The following is a 19988-nucleotide window of genomic DNA, read 5'->3' as shown; positions in this document are numbered from 1 at the left end:
GGCATCTGGGGGGTTCCGGTCGTTCGTCGATGGGTCCCTGCGCGTGTCCCGGGTCATGAGCCGGAGCTCCGGTACGCCATCGCGATCAGGTCCTCGGCGTCCATCGCGCCGAGGGACGCCCCGTCCTGGTCCGGGCCGGCGGGCCGGTCCGGTGCGGGGGCGGTCCCGGGCAGCAGGAGTTCGCCGAGGTGCTGGGCGAGCCGCCGGGGTGTGGGGTGGTCGAAGACGACGGTGGTGGGCAGTGGCAGGCCGGTCGCCCTGCGCAGCCGGTTGCGCAGCTCCACGGCGGTGAGCGAGTCGATGCCGAGTTCCCGGAACGCCCTTCCCGCCTCGACGCGGTCGGTGCCGGCGTGCCCGAGGGCGCCCGCGACCTGCGCGGTGACGGTCTCCAGCAGCAGCCGGTCGCGGTCGGCGTCGGGGAGCGTCAGCAGGGTGTCCCGCAGGGACGAGTCGGCGGCGGTCTCCTCGGCGGTGTCGGCGCCCAGGGCCTCGCGCACGGCGGGGAGGTCGGCGAGCAGGGGGCTGGGCCGTGCGGCGGTGAAGCCCGGTGCGAACGCCTCCCAGTCCATGTCGCTGACGACCACGCACGTCTCGTCGTGCTCGACGGCCTGCCGCAGCGCGGCGACCGCCCGCTCCGGGGCCATCTTCCGCAGCCCGTTGCGGCGCAGCACCTGCTCCATCACCTCGTGCGACGCCATGCCGCCGCCGTCCCAGGCGCCCCAGGACACCGACGTCACGGGCACCCCGCGGGCCCGGTGGTGCTCGGCGAAGCCGTCCAGGTGCGCGTTGGCGGCCGCGTACGCGCCCTGGTTGCCGCCGCCCCAGACCGCGGCGACGGAGGAGAACACGACGAACGCGTCCAGCGAGCCGGTGTCCACGGCGGCGGCCAGGTTGTCGGCGCCCGCCGCCTTGGCGGCGAGGACGGCGGCGACGTCCTGCGGGGTGGTGTCGTCGAGCGGGGTGAACTGGCCGACGCCCGCCGCGTGGACGACCGTGCGGATGGCCGGTCCGTCGGCCGTCACCCGGGCCACGAGGTCCGCGACGGCCTCGGGGTCGGCGATGTCGCAGGCGGCCAGGGTGACCCGGGCGCCCGCCGCCTCCAGTTCCCGCCGCAGGTCGGCCGCGCCCGGCGCGCGGTCCCCTCGGCGGGTGACGAGGACGAGGTGCTCGGCTCCTTCGCGGGCGAGCCAGCGGGCGACGTGCGCGCCGGCGGCGCCGGTGCCTCCGGTGACCAGGGCGGTGCCGCGCGGCTGCCAGGGCCGTGCGGCGGCGCGGCCGTCGAGCGGTGCGGCGGTGAGCCTGCGGGCCCATCGCCCGTGGGCGGAGACGACGACCTGGTCCTCGCCGTCGGCGCCGGTCAGGGTGGCGCGCAGGCGGCGCCGCGCGGTGTCGTCGAACGGGTCGCGCAGGTCGACCAGACCGCCCCAGCGCGTCGGGTGCTCCAGGGCGACGACCCTGCCCAGTCCCCAGATCTGGGCCTGCCGGGGGGAGGCGTCCTGGTCGCCGGGGAGTGCGACGGCCCCGCTGGTCACGCACCACAGCGGGGCGTCGAGGCGTATGTCGCCCAGGGCCTGGGCGAGGGCGTGGGTGGCGGCGAGCCCGGCGGGCACCGCCGGGGAGTCGTCGGCGGGCCGCTCGTCGAGGGCGAGCAGCGACAGCACTCCGGCGACCTCGGTGCCGTCCGACGCGTCGGCCAGCCGGGCCGCGAGGCCGGCGCGTCCCTCGCGCGCCGCGTCCACCGGCACCCGCACCACCCGGGCGCCGCCGGTGGTCAGGGCGTCCAGCACGCCGTCGGCCGTCGTGTCGTCGGGGTGGTCGGCGGGGGTGACGACCAGCCAGGTCCCGGTGAGCGCCGCCTGCGGCTCCGGCACGGCGGTCCAGGTGACGCGGTAGCGCCACGCGTCCAGCAGGGCGCTCTCGCGCTGCCGGCCGCGCCAGGAGGCCAGGGCGGGCAGCACGGTGCGCAGCGGTCCGGTGAGGTGGTCGTCGCCGGTCACGTCGAGCAGACGGGCCAGCGACTCCAGGTCCGTGTTCTCCACGGCGTCCCAGAAGGCGGACGCCGCGGGGTCGTCGGTCGCGGGCTTCGGGCCGGCGGTCGCGGGGGCGGCCCAGAACCGGGTGCGCCGGAAGGCGTAGGTGGGCAGCTCCACGCGGCGGGCCAAGGCGCCGCCGGGCAGCGCGCGCCAGTCGGGGGTGATGCCCCGGGTCCAGGCCTCGGCCACCGACAGCAGCAGTCGGCGCGGGCCGCCGTGCTCGCGGCGCAGGGAGCCGACGGTGACGACGTCGGCGCCCTCGTCCTCGGCCGTCTCCTCCACCGAGGGGGTCAGCAGCGGGTGCGGGCTCATCTCGGCGAACGAGCGGTGGCCGTGGGCGAGGAGTTCGCGGGTGGCGCGTTCGAACTCCACCGGCTCGCGCATGTTGCGGAACCAGTAGTCGGTGTCGAGTCCCGCGGTGTCGAGCGGGCCGCCGGTCAGCGTGGAGAAGAAGGGTGTGTCGGCGCTCTTGGGGCGGATCTCGCCCAGCTCGTCGAGCAGGGCCCCGCGCAGGGCGTCGACCTGGGGCGAGTGCGAGGCGAAGTCCACGCCGGGGATCGGCCAGCGCAGGACGCCCAGCTCCGACAGGCGGACGCCGAACTCGCCGAGCGCCTGCGGGTCGCCGGCCACGGTCACGGTGGCCGGGGCGTTCACGGCGGCGACGGCGAGCCGGTCGGACCACGGCCGCAGCCACTGCCTGACCCGGTCGGCGGGGGCGAGGACGGAGACCATGCCGCCCTTCCCGGCGAGGCGGGCCCACAGCCGGCTGCGTACGGCGATCAGCCGCGCCGCGTCCGGCAGGCTCAGCGCGCCGGCCACGTAGGCGGCGGCGATCTCGCCCTGGGAGTGGCCGACCACGGCCGACGGCTCGACCCCGTACGACCGCCAGGCGGCGGCGAGGGAGACCATCACGGTGAACAGCAGCGGCTGGACGACGTCCGCCCGGTCGATGGGCGGTGCGTCCGGTGCGTCGCGCAGCAGGCCGGGCAGGGACCAGTCGAGGTGGGGGGCCAGTGCCTCGGCGCACGCCTCGGCCTCCTGCCGGAAGGCCGGGCAGTCGGCCAGCAGAGGCGCCGCCATGCCGGGCCACTGGGAGCCCTGCCCGGGGAAGACGAACACGGGGCGGGGGTCGCTGCCCGGCAGGCCGCGCACCAGCGACGGCAGCTCGGCCCCGGCCTCCAGCGCCGCGAGCCCGTCGAGGAGTTCGGCGGTGTCGGCGGCGACGACGGCGGCGCGGTGGGGCAGGGCGGCTCGTGCGGTCGCCGCGGAGTACGCCAGGTCGGCGAGCGCAACGCCGGGGTGCGCCCGGACGTGGTCGGCGAGTCTGCGGGCCTGGGCGCGCAGCGCCTCCTCGCCGGCGCCGGAGAGCGGCACGACCACGGTGGCGGGCCGGTCGTCGCGGGCGGCGGGCGGGGTGTCCGGCTCGGTGGCCGGGGCCTCTTCGAGGATGACGTGGGCGTTGGTGCCGCTGATGCCGAACGAGGAGACGCCGGCCCGCCGGGGCCGCTCCCCCGCGGGCCAGTCGACCGGCTCCGTCAGCAGGCGCACGGTGCCGGACGACCAGTCGACGTGCGGGGACGGCGCGTCGACGTGCAGGGTGCGCGGCAGGACGCCGTGCCGCATCGCCATCACCAGCTTGATGAGGGAGGCGACGCCCGCGGCGGCCTGGGTGTGGCCGATGTTCGACTTCAACGAGCCGAGCCACAGCGGCTGTCCGGGGCCGCGGCCGGTCCCGTAGGCGTTCAGCAGGGCCTGCGCCTCGATGGGGTCGCCGAGTTCGGTTCCGGTGCCGTGCGCCTCGACGGCGTCGATCTGGTCGGGGGTCAGCCAGGCGTCGCTCAGCGCCTGCCGGATCACCCGTTCCTGGGCCGGTCCGCTGGGCGCGCTGAGCCCGTTGGTCGCGCCGTCCTGGTTGGTGGCGGAGCCGCGCACGACGGCGAGCACTGGGTGGCCGAGGCGCCGGGCGTCCGTGAGGCGTTCGACGAGGAGGACGCCGACGCCCTCGCCCCAGCCGGTGCCGTCGGCGCTCGCGGCGAAGGCCCGGCAGCGGCCGCTCGGGGACAGCGCGCGCTGCCTGCTGAGTTCGACGAAGGCGCCGGGTGTCGGCATCACCGAGGCACCGCCGACCAGCGCCATGTCGCACTCGCCGCGCCGCAGCGACCGTACGGCCAGGTGGAGGGCGACCAGGGAGGACGAGCAGGCCGTGTCGACCGTCAGCGCCGCGCCTTCCAGGCCGAGCACGTAGGCCACGCGCCCGGAGGCGACGCTGCTGGTGGTGCCGGTGAGCAGATGGCCGCCCAGGTGGGCGTCGGCGTCCTGGAGGGCGGGGCCGTACTCCTGGGCGATCACGCCGAAGTAGACGCCGGTGCGGGTGCCGCGCAGGGAGCGCGGGTCGACGCCGGCCCGTTCGACGGCCTCCCAGGAGGTCTCCAGCAGCAGCCGTTGCTGCGGGTCCATGGCGGCGGCCTCGCGCGGGGAGATGCCGAACAGTTCGGCGTCGAAGTGGTCGGCGTCGTGGAGGAAGCCGCCCTCGCGGACGTAGCTGCGGCCCGGGGCCTCGGGGTCGGGGTCGTACCGTCCGTCGGGGTCCCAGCCCCGGTTGCCGGGGAACGGGCCGATGGCGTCCCGGCCCTCGTCGACCAGGCGCCACAGCTCCTCGGGGGTGCTGACGCCGCCGGGGAAGCGGCAGCCCATGCCGACGACGGCGATCGGCTCCCGTTCGCGGGCGGCGGCCTCCGCCAGTTCCCGCCGGGCCTGGCGCAGGTCGGCGGTGGCCCGCTTCAGGTAGTCGCGGAGCTTGTGCTCGCTGGACACTGCTGTCAACTCCTCGTGCGAAAGGGGAGGGGTGGGCGAGGTGCGGGCCGGGGGCCGCTCAGGTGAGGCCGAGTTCGCCGTCGAGGACGTCGAAGAGGGCCTCGTCGTCGGCGTCCGCCAGGTCCGCCGGCTCCTCCCGGTCCGCCCCGGCGCCGTCCCGGCCGTCCCACTGGGCGACCAGTCCGCGCAGCCGTACGGCGACGGCGCCGTCGTCCCTGCCGGGGGGTGCGGTCAGCAGCAGTCGGGCGAGCCGGTCGATCTCCTCGGTCAGGGACGGGCCGGCCGGGGCCTGCTGCCGCGCGCCGCCGGGCGTCGTGGGGGCGAGGCGGGCGAGCAGGTGGTCGACGAGGGCCGTCGGGGTCGGCTCGTCGAAGACGAGGGTGGCGGGCAGGCGCAGTCCGGTCGCCGCGCCGAGCCGGTTGCGCAGTTCGACGCCGGTGAGGGAGTCGAAGCCGGCCTCCTTGAAGGTGGCGTCGGGGTCGACGGACTCGGCGGAGGTGTGCCCGAGGGCGGCGGCGACCTGGGTGCGGACCAGCTGGTGCAGGGTGCGGACCCGCTCCGCCGCGGTCATCCGGGCCAGGCGGTCGGCCAGCGGCTCGGTGCCGTCGGTGGCGGCGGCCGGGCCGGCCACGGCGCGGCGGGCGGCCGGTGCCCCGGCCAGCGACCGCAACAGGGGCGTCGGCAGTGCGCCGGCGGCGCAGCCGCGCAGCGCCGCGAGGTCCAGCCGGGTGGGCACCAGGAGGGCGTCGGCGCCGGTGAGCGCCGTGTCGAACAGGGCCAGGCCGGTCTGCGTGGTCAGGGGCAGCACTCCGGCGCGGCGCAGCCGGGCCAGGTCGCCGTCCGCCAGGTGGCCGGTCATGCCGCTGCGTTCCGCCCACAGGCCCCAGGCCAGGGACACGGCGGGCGCTCCCGCCGCCCGGCGGCGGGCGGCGAGGGCGTCGAGGAAGGCGTTGGCCGCCGCGTAGTTGGCCTGTCCGGCGCCGCCCAGCACGCCGGCCGCGGAGGAGAACAGCACGAAGGCGTCCAGGTCGAGGCCGCGGGTGAGGTCGTCGAGGTGGGTGGCGGCGTCGGCCTTGGGCCGGAACACCCGGTCGATCCGCTCCTCGGTGAGCGAGGCGAGGGCCGCGTCGTCCAGCACGCCGGCCGCGTGGACGACGGCCACCAGCGGGTGCTCCGGCGGGATCGACGCCAGGGCCCCGGCGAGCGCCGAGCGGTCGGCGGTGTCGCAGGCCACGACGTCCACCTGGGCGCCCAGAGCGGTCAGTTCGTCGCGCAGGGCCGCGGCCGACGGGGTGTCGGGGCCGCGGCGGCCGAGCAGCAGCAGCCGTCGTGCGCCGTGCTCCGTCACCAGGTGCCGTGCGACATGGCCGCCGAGGGTGCCGAGGGCGCCGGTGACGAGGACGGTGCCGTCGGGGCGCGGGGGCGCGGGCAGGGTGAGGACCACCTTGCCGACGTTGTGGCCCTGGCTGAGGTGGCGGAAGGCGTCCGGCGCGTGCCGGACGTCCCAGGCGGCCACCGGCATGGGGGTGAGCGTCCCTCGGTCGAAGAGCGCGGCGATCTCGTCGAGCATCTGCCGGATGCGGTCGGGGCCGGCCTCGCCGAGGTCGAAGGCGCGGTAGCGCACCCCGGGGCAGGACGCGGCGATCTCCTCGGCGTCGCGGATGTCGGTCTTGCCCATCTCGACGAACCGGCCGCCCCGGGGCAGCAGTCGCAGCGAGGCGTCGACGAACTCGCGGGCCAGGGAGTTCAGGACGACGTCGACGCCGCGGCCCTCGGTCCGCTTGAGCAGGTCGGCTTCGAAGTCCAGGGTGCGGGAGGAGGCGATCCGGTCGGGGTCGACGCCGAGTGCGCGCACCGCCTCCCATTTCGCCGGGCTCGCGGTGGCGTGGACGTCCGCGCCCCAGTGCCGGGCGAGCTGGACGGCGGCGTGTCCGACGGCGCCCGCGGCGGTGTGGACGAGCACGGACTCCCCGGCGGTCAGTCCCGCGAGGTCGGCCAGGCCGTAGTAGGCGGTCAGATAGGCCACGGGGACGGCCGCCGCCTGGGCGAGGGTCAGGGTGGCGGGGACGCGGGTGACGAGCCGGGCGTCGGCCACGGTGACCGGGCCGATCCCGCCGGAGAACAGGCCCATGACGCGGTCGCCCGGTACCAGTCCGGTGACGCCCTCGCCGATCTCCGTGACGATGCCGGCGCCTTCGCCGCCGGGCAGTCCGGCGGTCGGCGGGACCATGCCGAGGGTCATCAGGACGTCGCGGAAGTTGACGCCGGCGGCCCGCATCCGCACCCGCACCTGCCCGGCGGCGAGGGGTGCCGTGGCCTCGGGGGCCGCCACCACCGCGAGGTCCTCCAGGGTGCGGCGCCCGGCGAAGTCCAGCCGCCAGGGCGTGCCGTCGGCCGGGAGCCGCAGCCCGCCGTCGTGGTCGGCGCCGGCCCGGGCCAGCCGCGGCGCCAGCAACCTGCCCTCGCGCACGGCGAGTTGCGGTTCGTCGGCGGTCAGGGCCGTCGGGAGGGCGGGCCAGGAGGCGTCGTGGCCGTCGGTGTCGAGCAGCCCGAACCGGCCCTGGTCCTCCGCCTGCGCGGAGCGCACCAGCCCCCACACGGCCGCCTGCGCCGGGTCGGGTGCCGTGCCTCCGGTGGTGGTGGCCACGGCGTCCCGGGTCAGGAACACCAGCCGGGACGCGGCGAGCCGGTCGTCCGTCTGCCAGGCGCGGGCGAGGGAGAGGGCGCTCAGGACCGCCCGGCGCGCGGCCTCGGCGGGAGCGGCGCCGGGTTCCCGGTCGGTGAGGTCCGCCAGGACGATCCGGGGGGCGGGTGTGCCCGTGTCGAGCGCGGACCGCAGGGTGTCCCAGTCGGCGTACCGGACGGGGCCGGTGTGCGGGGTGGCGGATGCGGCCGGCACGTTGGCGCCGAGCACGGCGTACGTCTCCGGGTCCGGGTGCGGGACGCCGGTCGGGGCCGGGAGCCAGGTGACCCGGTAGAGGTGGTCGGGCTCGGTGCCGTGCGGCGCGGCGAGGCCGGTCGGGGCGGGTCGCAGGGCCAGGGACTCGACGGTGGCCACGAGGCCGGCGGAGTCGGCGAGTTCGAGGCGGTAGGTGCCGGCGGCGAGGCGGGTCAGGCGGGCGGTGAGCCGGGTCGCGCCCGTCGCCCACAGGGAGACTCCGCTCCAGGAGAAGGGCAGTTGCAGGGCCGGTTCGTCGTCCCGCTGGAGGAACGCGACGGCGTGCAGGGCGGCGTCGAGCAGCGCCGGATGGACCGTGAAGGCGTCGGCCCGCGCGCGCTGTTCCTCGCCGAGTTCGACCTCCGCGTAGACCTCGTCGCCGTGCCGCCAGGCGGCGCGCAGACCGCGGAAGGCGGGCCCGTAGTCGTAGCCGCGTTCGGCGAGCGCCGGGTAGTGGCCGGTGAGGTCGACGGGTACGGCGTCCGCGGGCGGCCGCACGGCGGTGTCCTGGGCCGGTGGTGGCGTGGTGGCCAGGGTCGCGGTGGCGTGGTGCGTCCACGGGCCGTCCTCGGCGGCGTCCTTCGGGGTGGAGTGGATCTCCACGGTCCGTGCGCCGTCGGTGTCCGGTGCGCCGACCACCGCCTGGAGGCGTACCCCGGTGTCGGGGAGGCGCAGCGGGGTGAGGAGGTCCAGGGTGGCGAGGTGGGGGGCGCCGACGAGCGCGGCGGCGTGCAGGGCGATGTCCACCAGCGCGGCGCCGGGGACGAGGACCGTGCCGGCCACCCGGTGGTCGCGCAGCCAGGGGTGGGTGTCGGGTCCGACCGCCCCGGTGAGCAGGAGTTCGCCGCGTGCGGCGAGCCGGACGGAGGCGCCGAGCAGGTCGTGCGCGGTGTCGGCCAGGCCGAGCCGGGCGGCGCCGGCCGCCGGCTCGACGGCGTCGATCCAGTGGCGGCGGCGCTGGAAGGGGTAGGTGGGCAGTTGGGGGCGCGGCGCGTCGGTGTCCGGGAGCGCCGGCGTCCAGTCGACGTCGACGCCGGCGGTGTGGGCCCGGGCCAGGGAGGTCAGGAAGCGGCGCGGTCCGCCGTCGTCGCGGCGCAGCGACTCCAGGACGACGGCGCGTGCGCCGTGGTCGCCGATCGTCTCCTCCAGGCCGATGGTGAGGACCGGGTGGGGGCTGATCTCGACGAAGCAGTCGTACTCCTGGTCCAGCAGGGCGCGCACCGCCTGTTCGAGCCGCACGGGTCGGCGCAGGTTGCGGAACCAGTAGTCGGTGTCGAGGAGGGCCGTGTCGAGGGGGCCGCCGGTGACCGTGGAGCAGAACACCGTGTCGGCGGGGCGGGGCCGCAGGCCGTCCAGCGCCCGGGTCAGCTCCTCGCGCAGGCCTTCGACGTGGTCGGAGTGGGAGGCGTAGTCGACCGGGACCATACGGGCGCGGACGCCTTCGGTGTCGTAGTGGGAGCGGAGTTCCTCCAGGGCGGCCCGGTCGCCGGAGACGACCGTGGAGCGGGGGCCGTTGACCGCCGCGACGCCGATCCGGCCCTCCCAGCGGGGCAGCAGCCGGGTCACCTCCGCCGCGGGCAGGGCCACGGACAGCATGCCGCCGGTGCCGGACAGCCCGGCCAGGGCCCGGGAGCGCAGGGCGACGACACGGGCGGCGTCGTCGAGGGACAGGGCGCCGGCCACGCAGGCGGCGGCGATCTCGCCCTGGCTGTGGCCGATCACGGCGGCGGGGCGCACGCCGTGCGCGCGCCACAGTTCGGCGAGGGACACCATCACCGCGAACAGCGCGGGCTGCACGACGTCGACGCGTTCCAGGGACGGCGCGTCGGGTTCGCCGCGCAGGACGGCGAGCAGGTCCCAGTCGGTGTACGGGCGCAGCGCGTCGGCGCATCGCCGCAGGGAGGCGGCGAACTCCTCGTCGGTGTCGGCGAGTTCCGCGGCCATGCCGGCCCACTGCGAGCCCTGGCCGGGGAAGACGAACACGGTCCGGCGGCCGGTCTCGGCCACGTCGCGGACCAGGCCGGGGTCCTCCTCGCCGTGGGCCAGGGCGGTCAGCGCGCGGGTCAGCGCGGGCAGGTCCGCGCCCACGGCGACGGCCCGGTGCTCGAAGTGGGAGCGGCCGGTGGCCAGTGCGTGGGCGAGGCTCGCCGCTGAGGCCTCGTCGGCTCCGTCGAGCAGCGGCAACAGCCGCCCGGCCAGCGCGCCGAGCGCGTCCTTGCCGCGGGCGGAGACCAGCAAGGGGACCACGGGCGGGCGGGCGGCGGCCGGGGCCGGCTCGGCGGGGGCCGGGCGTACGACAACCGAGCCCGGCTCGGCGGGGGCCACAGGACCGGTGGTCGCGACCGGCTCGGCGGGGGCCACAGGGCCGGTGACCGAGCCCGGCTCGGCGGGGGCCACGGGGCCGGTGGTCGCGACCGGCTCGGCGGGGGTGTACTGCTCGACGACGACGTGGGCGTTGGTGCCGCTGATGCCGAAGGAGGACACGGCCGCCCGCCGGGGTGCTCCGTCGGTCGTCCAGGGCCGGTTGCCGGTGAGCAGGGACACTCCGCCGGACGCCCAGTCGACGCTGTCCAGGGGGCGCTCGGCGTGCAGGGTCCGCGGCAGGGTGGCGTGCCGGATCGCCATGACCGTCTTGATGACGCCGGCGGCGCCGGCCGCGGCCTGGGTGTGGCCGAGGTTGGACTTCACCGCGCCCAGCCACAGCGGCCGCCCGGCGTCGCGGCCGGCGCCGTAGACGGCCTGGAGGGCCTGGGCCTCGATCGGGTCGCCGAGGGCCGTGCCGGTGCCGTGGGCCTCGACGAGGTCGACGTCGGCCGGGTCGAGCCGGGCGGCCCGCAGCGCCTGCCGGATCACCCGCTGCTGGGAGGGCCCGTGGGGTGCGGTGAGGCGGCTGCTCGCGCCGTCCTGGTTGACGGCGGAGCCGGTGAGGACGGCGAGGACGGGGTGCCCGGCGCGCTCGGCGTCGGAGAGACGCTCCAGCAGCAGGACGCCGGCCCCCTCGGACCAGCCGGTGCCGTCGGCGTCGGCGGAGAACGGCTTGCAGCGGCCGTCCGGTGCCAGGCCGCGCTGTCGGCTGAACTCCACGAAGGTGCGCGGCGACGCCATGATCGTCACTCCGCCGGCCAGGGCGAGCGAGCACTCGCGCCGGCGCAGCGACTGGACGGCCATGTGCAGGGCGACGAGGGAGGACGAGCAGGCGGTGTCGACCGTGACGGCGGGCCCCTGGAGGCCGAAGGTGTAGGCGATCCGGCCGGAGGCGACGGACGGGGCGGAGCCGCTGCCCACGTACCCCTCGAACTCGGCGGGGACGGTGTGCAGCCGGGAGCCGTAGTCGTCGTACATGACGCCGACGAAGGTGCCGGTGTCGCTGCCCTTGACGTCCTTCACGCCGATACCGGCCCGCTCCAGCGCCTCCCAGCAGATCTCCAGCAGGACGCGCTGCTGGGGGTCGGTGGCCGTCGCCTCCCTCGGGTTCATGCCGAAGTGCGCGGCGTCGAACAGGTCGGCGTCGTGCAGGAAGCCGCCGAACCGGGTGTAGCTGCGGCCGGTCGCCTCGGGGTCGGGATCGTAGAGGGCGTCCACGTCCCAGCCCCGGTTGGCGGGGAACTCCGAGACGGCGTCCCGGCCGTCGGCCACCAGGTCCCACAGTTCCTCCGGGGAGGTGACGCCACCGGGGTAGCGGCAGGCCATCGCCACGACGGCGACGGGCTCGTGTGCCTGTTCCTCGGCCTCCTCCAGCCGGCGGCGGGTGCGCTGCAGGTCTGCCGTCACCCTCTTCAGGTAACCGCGAAGTTTCTCCTCGTTCCCCATGGGGGGTTCACTCCTCGCACGGAAGGCTGCGGTCGGCTCGGATGCTGCGGGGCTCATGAGGAGACCCCGAGGTCGTTGTCGATGAGGTCGAAGATCTCGTCGTCGTCGGCGGTGTCGAGACGGTCCGTGAGGTCGCCGTCCGCCCCGCCCGCCCGGTCCGGGGCGGTGGGGGCCGCGCGGTCCAGGATCCGGCGCAGGCGCCGCAGGACCAGGTCGCGGGCGGAGTCGTCGGCGAGCGCCGTGTCGATCCAGCGCTCCAGGCCGTCCAGGTCGTCGGGGCGGGCGGGGGCCGTGGCACCGTCCGCCGCCGGGCGGGCCGTTCCGGCGCCGATCTCCTCGTCGAGCCGTAGCGCGAGCAGCCGCGGTTCGGGGTGGTCGAAGAGGACGGTGGGCGGCAGGGACAGTCCGGTGAGGCGGTTGACGCGGTTGCGGAACTCGACGGCGGTCAGCGAGTCGAAGCCGAGTTCCAGGAATCCCCGGTCGGCCGGCACCGCCCGTCCGCCGGCGAAGCCGAGGACGGCTGCCGTCTGCGCGCGCACGAAGGACAGCAGCTCCGCGGCGCGGTCGGCCGGGGACAGCCGCGCCAGGCGGTCGGTGAGCGACTCCTCGGCCGGGGCGTCGGCCCGTTGCGGGGCCGCCTCGGTGGGCGGCGGGACCAGGGAGCGCAGTACGGCGGGTACGTCCGCGCCGCGCGCCCGCAGCGCCGGCAGGTCGAGCCGTAGGGGCAGGGCGACCGGATTGGGGCCGGCGCAGGCGGCGTCGAACAGGGCGAGCGCCTGGGGCACCGTCAGCGCGGCGACGCCGGTCCGGGCCAGGCGGCGCCGTCCGGTGTCGTCGAGGTCGGCCGTCATGCCGTCGTCGGTGTCCCACAGGCCCCAGGCGAGCGAGGTGGCGGGCAGCCCCTCGGCCGCGCGGGCGTGGGCCAGGGCGTCCAGGAAGGCGTTGGCGGCGGCGTAGTTGGCCTGTCCCGCCGTGCCGAGGGTGCCGGCGGCCGAGGAGAACAGGACGAAGGCCGTGAGGTCGAGGTCCCTGGTCGCCTGGTGCAGATGGAGCGCCGCGTCGACCTTGGCCCGGAACACCGTCCGTATCCGCCGCGGTGTCAGCGACGGCACGACCCCGTCGTCGAGGACGCCGGCGGCGTGGACGACGGCCCGCAGCGGCCGGTCGGCGGGCACGGCGGCGAGGACCGCGTCGAGCTGGGCGCGGTCCGCCAGGTCGGCGGCGACCAGCTCGGCGCGGGCGCCGAGGGCGGCCAGTTCCTCCGTGAGTTCCGGGGCGCCGGGGGCTGTCGGGCCGCTGCGGCTGACCAGGAGCAGGTCGCGCACGCCGTGCGCGGTGACCAGGTGGCGGGCGACGAGTCGGCCCAGGGCACCGGTCGCGCCGGTCAGCAGGACCGTGCCGGTGCCGTCGAACGGTGAGCCGTCGTCGCCCCGCCCGAGCGGGCCCCGGGTGACGCGCGGCACGTGCAGGGCGCCCCGGCGGGCCGCCAGCTGCGGTTCGCCGCACAGCAGGGCGCGTTCCAGCGTCCCGTCGGTGTCCGTGGCGTCCGTGGAGTCGGTGGCGTCGGTGGCGTCGGTGGCGTCGGTGGTGTCCAGGAGAGTGAAGCGGCCCGGGTTCTCCGTCTGCGCGGTGCGCATCAGGCCCCATATGGCGGCCTGGGCCAGGTCGGCGGGCCCGGTGTCGCCCGGCAGGACGACTGCCCGACGGGTCAGCAGGACGAGGTGGGTGTCGGCGAAGCGCTCGTCGGCGAGCCAGGTCTGCACGTCGCCGAGGACGCGGGTCACGGCGTTCAGGACGCTCTCCGCGGTGACGGCCGTGCCGTCGGGGGCGGGGGCGGTGAGCACCACGGTGTCCGGGACGGGGGTGCCGGCGTCGACCGCGGCACGCAGGGCCGCCAGATCGTGGTGGCGGGGTGTCCGCGGCGGCAGGGCGACCGGCGGGGTGCCGCCGTCGACGACGGCGACGGCACGGGGTGCGGGCCGGGAGCCGTCGGGCGCCGGGGCGGCGGTCCACTCCAGGCGGTGCGGGGCCTGGGGGCCGCTCAGGGCGCGCCGCAGGGCGTCGGCCGGGATGCCGCGCAGGCCGAGCCGGTCGACGACGAGGACGGGCCGGCCGTCGGGATCGGCCGCCTCGACGCGGTGACCGCCCGTGCCGTCGGCCACGACCCGCACCCGCAGGGCGTCGGCGCCGGTCGGGTGCAGCCGGGCCCCGGAGAAGGCGAACGGCAGGCGTCCGTCGTCCCCGCCGTCGAGCTTCACCGCGTTCAGCGCGGCGTCCACCAGGGGCGGCCACAGCCGGAACGCTCCGGCGGTGTCCGGGCGTTCGGGGAGCGCGACCTCGGCGAACGTCTCCTCGCCGCGCCGCCAGGCGCGTCGCAGCCCGGCGAAGGCGGGCCCGTAGCCGAAGCCGGCGTCCGCGAGCCGTTCGTACAGCCCGTCGAGCGGTACGTCACGCGCGCCGTGGGGCGGCCAGACCTGGAGGTCGGGGCAGCTCGGCGGGGTGCCGTCCGGGCTCAGGGTGCCGGTGGCGTGCCGGGTCCAGGGCAGGTCCTCGCCCTCGGCGGGGCGGGCGTACACGCCGATCTCCCGGCTGCCCGAGGTGGCGTCCGGTGCGCCGGCCACCACCTGGAGCGCGGTGGTGCCCCGGTCGGGCAGGGTCAGGGGCGCCTCCAGGACGAACTCCGCGACCTGCGGGCAGCCGGTGCGCTCGCCGGCGTGCAGGGCGAGTTCCAGCAGCACCGCGCCCGGCACCACGGCGGTGCCCAGGACGGTGTGGTCGCCGAGCCACGGCTGCCGGGCGAGCGAGAGCCGTCCGGTGAAGACGGTCGTGGCGGAGCCGGCCGGGGACAGCGCGGCGTGCAGCAGCGGGTGTCCGCCCGGCTCCAGTCCGGCGGCGGGGAGCGCGGCGTGGTCGTCGTCGGCCGCCAGCCAGTAGCGCCGGTGCCGGAAGGGGTACGTCGGCAGGTCGGCGGCGTCCCGGTGGGCGGGCAGCCGTCCGAGGAGGCCGCCGAAGTCGACGGGCGCGCCGTGCGCCCAGGCCCGGCCGAGGGCGTCGACGAGGGTGCGGAGCTGCGGGCGGTCCTTGCGCTGCGCGGGCACGCACGCGAGGTCCATGGACCGCGCGGCGAGGGTCTCCTGGGCCATGGCGGTCAGGACCCCGTCGGGACCCACCTCGACGAACAGCGTGGTGCCCAGGTCGGCGAGGGTGTCGACGGCATCGCGGAAGCGGACCGCGGCACGGGCGTGGCGGACCCAGTAGGCGGGGTCGGCGATGTCCTCGGCCGCGGCCGCGCCGGTGACGGCGGACACGAACGGCAGCCGCGGGGCGTCGAAGCCGAGGTGCTCGGCCACGGCGCGGAAGTCGTCGAGGACGGCGTCCATGTGCGGGGAGTGGAAGGCGTGGCTGACCCGCAGCCGCCGGGTCTTGGCGCCCCGGGCGCGGACCTGTTCGGCGATCTCCAGTACGGCGTCCTGGTCGCCCGCGACGACGACGGACGACGGCCCGTTGACGGCGGCGACGGACACGGCGTGGGCCCGGTTCTCCAGCAGCGGCAGGACCTCGTCCTCCGGGAGCTGGAGGGCGACCATGGCGCCGCGGGCGGGCAGGGCCTGCATCAGCTCGCCGCGGGCCGTGACCAGCCGGGCGGCGTCGGGCAGGGAGAGCACGCCGGCGATGTGCGCGGCCGCCAGTTCCCCGACCGAGTGGCCGGCCACGTGGTCCGGGCGCAGGCCCCACTCCTCCAGGAGGCGGCAGAGGGCGACCTCGTAGGCGAACAGCGCGGGCTGGGTGAACCGTGTGCGGTCGAGGTCGGCGGCCCGTTCGGGGCCCGCGGTGCCGAGGAGGACGGGCAGCAGCGGGGCGGGCAGCCACCGGTCGAGCTCGGCGCACACCTCGTCGAGGGCGTCCGCGAACACCTGGTGCCGCTCGTACAGGTCACGGCCCATGCCCTGGTGCTGTGCGCCCTGTCCGGTGAACAGGAAGGCGACGCGGGGTTCGGCCGCGGCGGGCGGCGCGTCGTGGTCCGGGCCGTGCGCGGCGAGGGCGTCGAGCCCGGCGAGGAGTTCGTCGCGGCCGCCGCCGGTGACGACCGCGCGGTGGGCGAACCGGGCGCGGGTGAGGGCCAGGGCGCGGGCCACGGCCGTCGGGTCGGCGTCGGGGCGGGAGCGTACGAACTCGCCCAGCCGCGCGGCCTGTTCGCGCAGCGCCTGCGGGGTCGCGGCGGACAGCGTCCACGGCACGACGGCGGGGGCCGGCGGGGCCGGGGCCGGGGCGGGCTCGCCGGTGTCCTGTTCGAGGACGACGTGGGCGTTGGTGCCGCTGATGCCGAAGGAGGAGACGCCGGCCCGGCGGGCACGCCCGGTGTCGGGCCAGGGAGTGTGGTCGGTGAGCAGTTCCACGGCGCCGGCGTTCCAGTCCACGTGGGTGGTGGGACGGTCGACGTGCAGGGTCTTCGGCAGGATGCCGTGGCGCATCGCCATCACCGTCTTGATGACACCGCCGACGCCGGCGGCGGCCTGCGCGTGGCCGATGTTCGACTTCAGCGAGCCGAGCCACAGCGGACGGTCGGCCCGTCGCTGCCCGTAGGTGGCGAGGATCGCCTGCGCCTCGATCGGGTCGCCGAGCCGGGTTCCGGTGCCGTGGGCCTCGACGGCGTCCACGTCGGCCGCGCCCAGGCCGGCGTCGTGCAGCGCGTCCTGGATCACGCGCTGCTGGGACGGCCCGTTGGGGGCGGTCAGGCCGTTGCTGGCGCCGTCCTGGTTGACGGCGGAGCCCTTGACGACCGCGAGCACCCGGTGTCCGAGGCGGCGGGCGTCGGAGAGCCGCTCCAGCAGCAGGACTCCGGCGCCCTCGGCCCAGCCCGTGCCGTCGGCGGCCTCGGCGAAGGACTTGCAGCGGCCGTCGGCCGCGAGGCCGCGCTGCCGGCTGAACTCGACGAAGGTGCGCGGCGACGCCATGATCGTCACCCCGCCGGCCAGGGCGAGCGAGCACTCACCGCGGCGCAGCGCCTGCGCGGCGAGGTGCAGGGCGACGAGCGAGGACGAGCAGGCGGTGTCGACGGTGACGGCGGGCCCCTCCAGTCCGAGGGTGTAGGCGAGGCGCCCGGACAGCACGCTGCCGCTGGTGCCGGTGAGGGCATAACCCTCCACGCCCTCGTCCCGGGACGTGGTGGCGGTCGCGTAGTCGGAGGCCATGGCGCCGACGAAGACGCCCGTGGTGGTTCCCTTGAGGCCGTGCGGGTCGAGGCCGGCCCGCTCGACCGCCTCCCAGGCGATCTCCAGGAGCATCCGCTGCTGGGGGTCCATCGCCAGTGCCTCGCGCGGGGAGATACCGAAGAACTCGGCGTCGAACCCGGCCGCGTCGGCGCCGTCGAGGAAGCCGGCGGCCGAGGCGTAGAACGTGCCCCGGTGGGCCGGGTCAGGGTGGTACAGCGCGCCGAGGTCCCAGCCTCGGTCCTCGGGGAAGTCACCGATGGCGTCCCGGCCGTCCGCGACGAGCCGCCACAGGTCCTCCGGGGAGCGGACGCCGCCGGGGTAACGGCAGCTCATGCCGACGATCGCGATCGGCTCGTCGGCCGGGGCGGGGGCGTATTTCCCGCCGTCGCCGGAGGGTGCGGGGTCCGTGCCGCCGTACTCGGACCGCAGGCGGGCGGCGAGGACGGCGGGGGTGGGATGGTCGAAGAGCAGGGTCGCGGGCAGCCGCAGGCCGGTGGCCTCGTTGAGCCGGTTGCGCAGTTCCACCGAGGTGAGGGAGTCCAGGCCCAGGTCCTGGAAGGTGCGGTCCTTGTCGACGGGCTTCCCGGCGGGGTAGCCGAGGACGGCCGCGACGTGCTGCCGCACCAGCTCCAGCAGGGCCTCCTCCGGTGGCGCGGCGGCGGCCGCGGCCCCGGGCTCGGGCGCGGTGGTGCCGGCCGTCCGTCGGGCCGGGGCGCGCACCAGGCCACGCAGCAGCGGCGGCACGGCCCGGCCGGACGCGGCGCGTTCGCGCACCGCCGCCAGGCTCAGCCGCACCGGCACCGTCTCCGGGCTGTCGAGGGCCAGCGCCCGGTCGAACAGGGCCAGTCCCTCGTCGGTGCCGAGGGCGCCCACCCCGCCGCGCGCCATGCGGCGCAGGTCGGAGCCGGTGAGGTGGCCGGTCATCGCGCTGTCCTCGGACCACAGGCCCCAGGCCAGCGACACGGCGGGCAGTCCCTGGGCGCGGCGGTGGCGGGCCAGGGCGTCGAGGTAGGCGTTGGCGGCGGCGTAGTTGGCCTGTCCGGCGGTGCCGAGGACGCCGGCCACGGACGAGAACAGCACGAACGTCCTGACGCTCCCGCCGAGGGTGAGGTCGTGCAGATGGGTGGCGGCCGTGATCTTGGGTGCCAGGACGTGGGTGAGCTGTTCGTCGGTGAGGGCGGTCACGGGTGCGTCGTCGAGGACGCCGGCGGCGTGCACCACCGCGGTCAGCGGGTGCTCGGCGGGGATCGTGCCGAGCAGCGCGGACAGGGCGTCGCGGTCGGTGACGTCGCAGGCGGCCGCGGTCGCCTGTGCGCCGCGTTCGGTCAGTCGGGCCAGCAGGTCGGCCATGCCGTCGGCCTCGGCCCCGCGGCGGCCGACGAGCAGCAGGTGGCGGGCGCCGTGCGCGTCGCAGAGGTGTTGTGCCAGCAGGCCGCCGAGGAGTCCGGTGGCGCCGGTGATCAGGACGGTGCCGTCCGGGTCGATCGCGGGTGCCGCCTCGGACGCGGCGGCCTCGTCGGCGGGCAGCGGGGTCAGGCGGGGCACCGTGATCTCCCCGCGCCGCAGTCGCAGTTGGGGTTCGTCGGCGGTGAGCGCCAGCGCGCCGGGCAGCGCGCGGCCGGTGGCCTCGTCGTCGTCGGTCTCCAGCAGCGCGAGGCGCCCCGGGTGCTCGGTCTGCGCCGCCCGCACCAGGCCCCACACCGGGGCGTGCTCCGGGCGGTCGTGGGTGACCAGGACCAGGCGGGCCCCGTCGAACCGGGTGTCGTCGAGCCAGCCGCGCACCGCCGCCAGCGCGAACCGGGCGTTGTCCCGCGCCGACTCCGCCATCGACACCGCCGGGGTGTCCTCGGACGAGGACGAGGGCGAGGGCGACGAGGGTGAGGGCGACGAGGGTGAGAGTGAGGGCGGGGGTGGGCAGGCGAGGACCACGGTCCGGGGCGGCTCCAGCCCGCCGTCGACGGCCGCACCGAGCGCCGCCAGGTCGGGATGGGCGGGGGCGATCCGCCGTACGCCGGTGACCAGCGGGTGCGGTCCGACGACCGTGAAGTCGTCGTCCGCGACGGCCGACGGGGCGGCGGGCGCCGTCCACTCGACCCGGTGCAGCGGGAGCCGTACGGCGTCCCCGGCCGCGCCGAGCTGTTCCGGGTGTGCCCGTCGGAACGCCAGCCTGTCGGCGCTGAGCACCGGCCGGCCCGTGGGGTCGGTGACCGACACGGTGCAGGCGTCCTCGCCGGCGGGGGTGAGGCGGGCGCGCAGCACGGTGGCCTCGGGGGCGTCGAGGGTCACGCCGGACCAGGCGAACGGCAGGCGGAGTCCGGCCCGCGGGTCCCCGGCGAGGAGGACGGGGTGCAGCGCCGCGTCGAGCAGCGCGGGATGCAGGGCGAACCGGCCGGCGTCGTCGGAGGCCTCCTCCGGGAGCGCGACCTCGGCGAACAGCTCGCCGTCGCGCCGCCACAGGGCGCGCAGGCCCTGGAAGGCGGGCCCGTACCCGTAGCCCGCGTCGGCGAGGGTGTCGTACAGGCCGTCCAGGGGCACCGGTTCGGCGCCGGGCGGGGGCCATTCCCCGGCGGGTGCGCCGGGGGTTTCCGCGGCGGGCCGTTGATCGAGTGTGCCGGCCGCGTGCCGGGTCCACGGTGTGTCCTCGTCCCCGTCGTCGGGGCGGGCGTGCACGGTCAGGGAGCGGCGACCGGACGCGTCGGCCGGACCGGCCGCCACCTGCACGCGGACGGCGCCCTCCTCCGGGAGCGCCAGCGGGGCCTCCAGGGCGAGGTCGGCCAGTCGCGCGCAGCCCAGTCGGGCTCCGGCGTGCAGGGCCAGGTCGAGAAGGGCGGTGCCGGGCAGCAGGGTCCGGCCGGCCACGGTGTGATCAGCGAGCCAGGGCCGGGTACGACGGGACAGCCGCCCGGTGAGCAACAGGCCGCCGGAGTCGGCCAGTTCGGTCTCCGCGTCGAGCAGCGGATGGTCCGGGACGTCCACGGCGGAGGGCGCGGTGGGGGTGTCGGTCCAGTAGCGGTCGCGTTGGAAGGGGTAGGTGGGCAGGTCGGGGAACGGCCGTGGGGCCGGCGGGGTGTGCCAGGTGATGTCGTGGCCGTGCGTGTAGGCCTCGCCGACGGACAGCAGGAACCGGTCCAGCCCGCCCTGGTCGCGCCGCAGACTGCCGGTGACCAGCGCCTGGACGTG

At 77.0% G+C, this 19988-nt stretch carries 2 protein-coding genes and 1 pseudogene; all 3 read right to left on the bottom strand.

Annotated elements, in window-relative coordinates:
- Positions 1-53: 53 nt before the first annotated feature.
- Positions 54-4847: pseudogene (locus ALMP_RS36060) on the bottom strand (type I polyketide synthase); the annotation flags it as partial.
- Positions 4848-4905: 58 nt separating this feature from the next.
- Positions 4906-11652 (bottom strand): SDR family NAD(P)-dependent oxidoreductase, encoded by a 6747-nt coding sequence (locus ALMP_RS36055; protein WP_375803585.1) that lies wholly within the window; start codon positions 11650-11652, stop codon positions 4906-4908.
- Positions 11649-19988, bottom strand: an 8340-nt coding sequence (locus ALMP_RS36040; protein WP_264936032.1) for a type I polyketide synthase, incomplete at its 5' end; no start/stop codon positions are given. The genes ALMP_RS36055 and ALMP_RS36040, both read right to left, overlap by 4 nt.

The sequence above is a fragment of the Streptomyces sp. A012304 genome (assembly GCF_026008495.1).
Lineage (GTDB): Bacteria > Actinomycetota > Actinomycetes > Streptomycetales > Streptomycetaceae > Streptomyces.
Note: the sequence above shows the minus strand (reverse complement) of the source record. Positions and strands in the feature narration are given on the sequence as shown.

Bases quoted from the DNA above. Each gene is read 5' to 3' on its own strand.
- ALMP_RS36055 (WP_375803585.1), bottom strand. From the start codon at position 11,652: ATGAGCCCCGCAGCATCCGAGCCGACCGCAGCCTTCCGTGCGAGGAGT.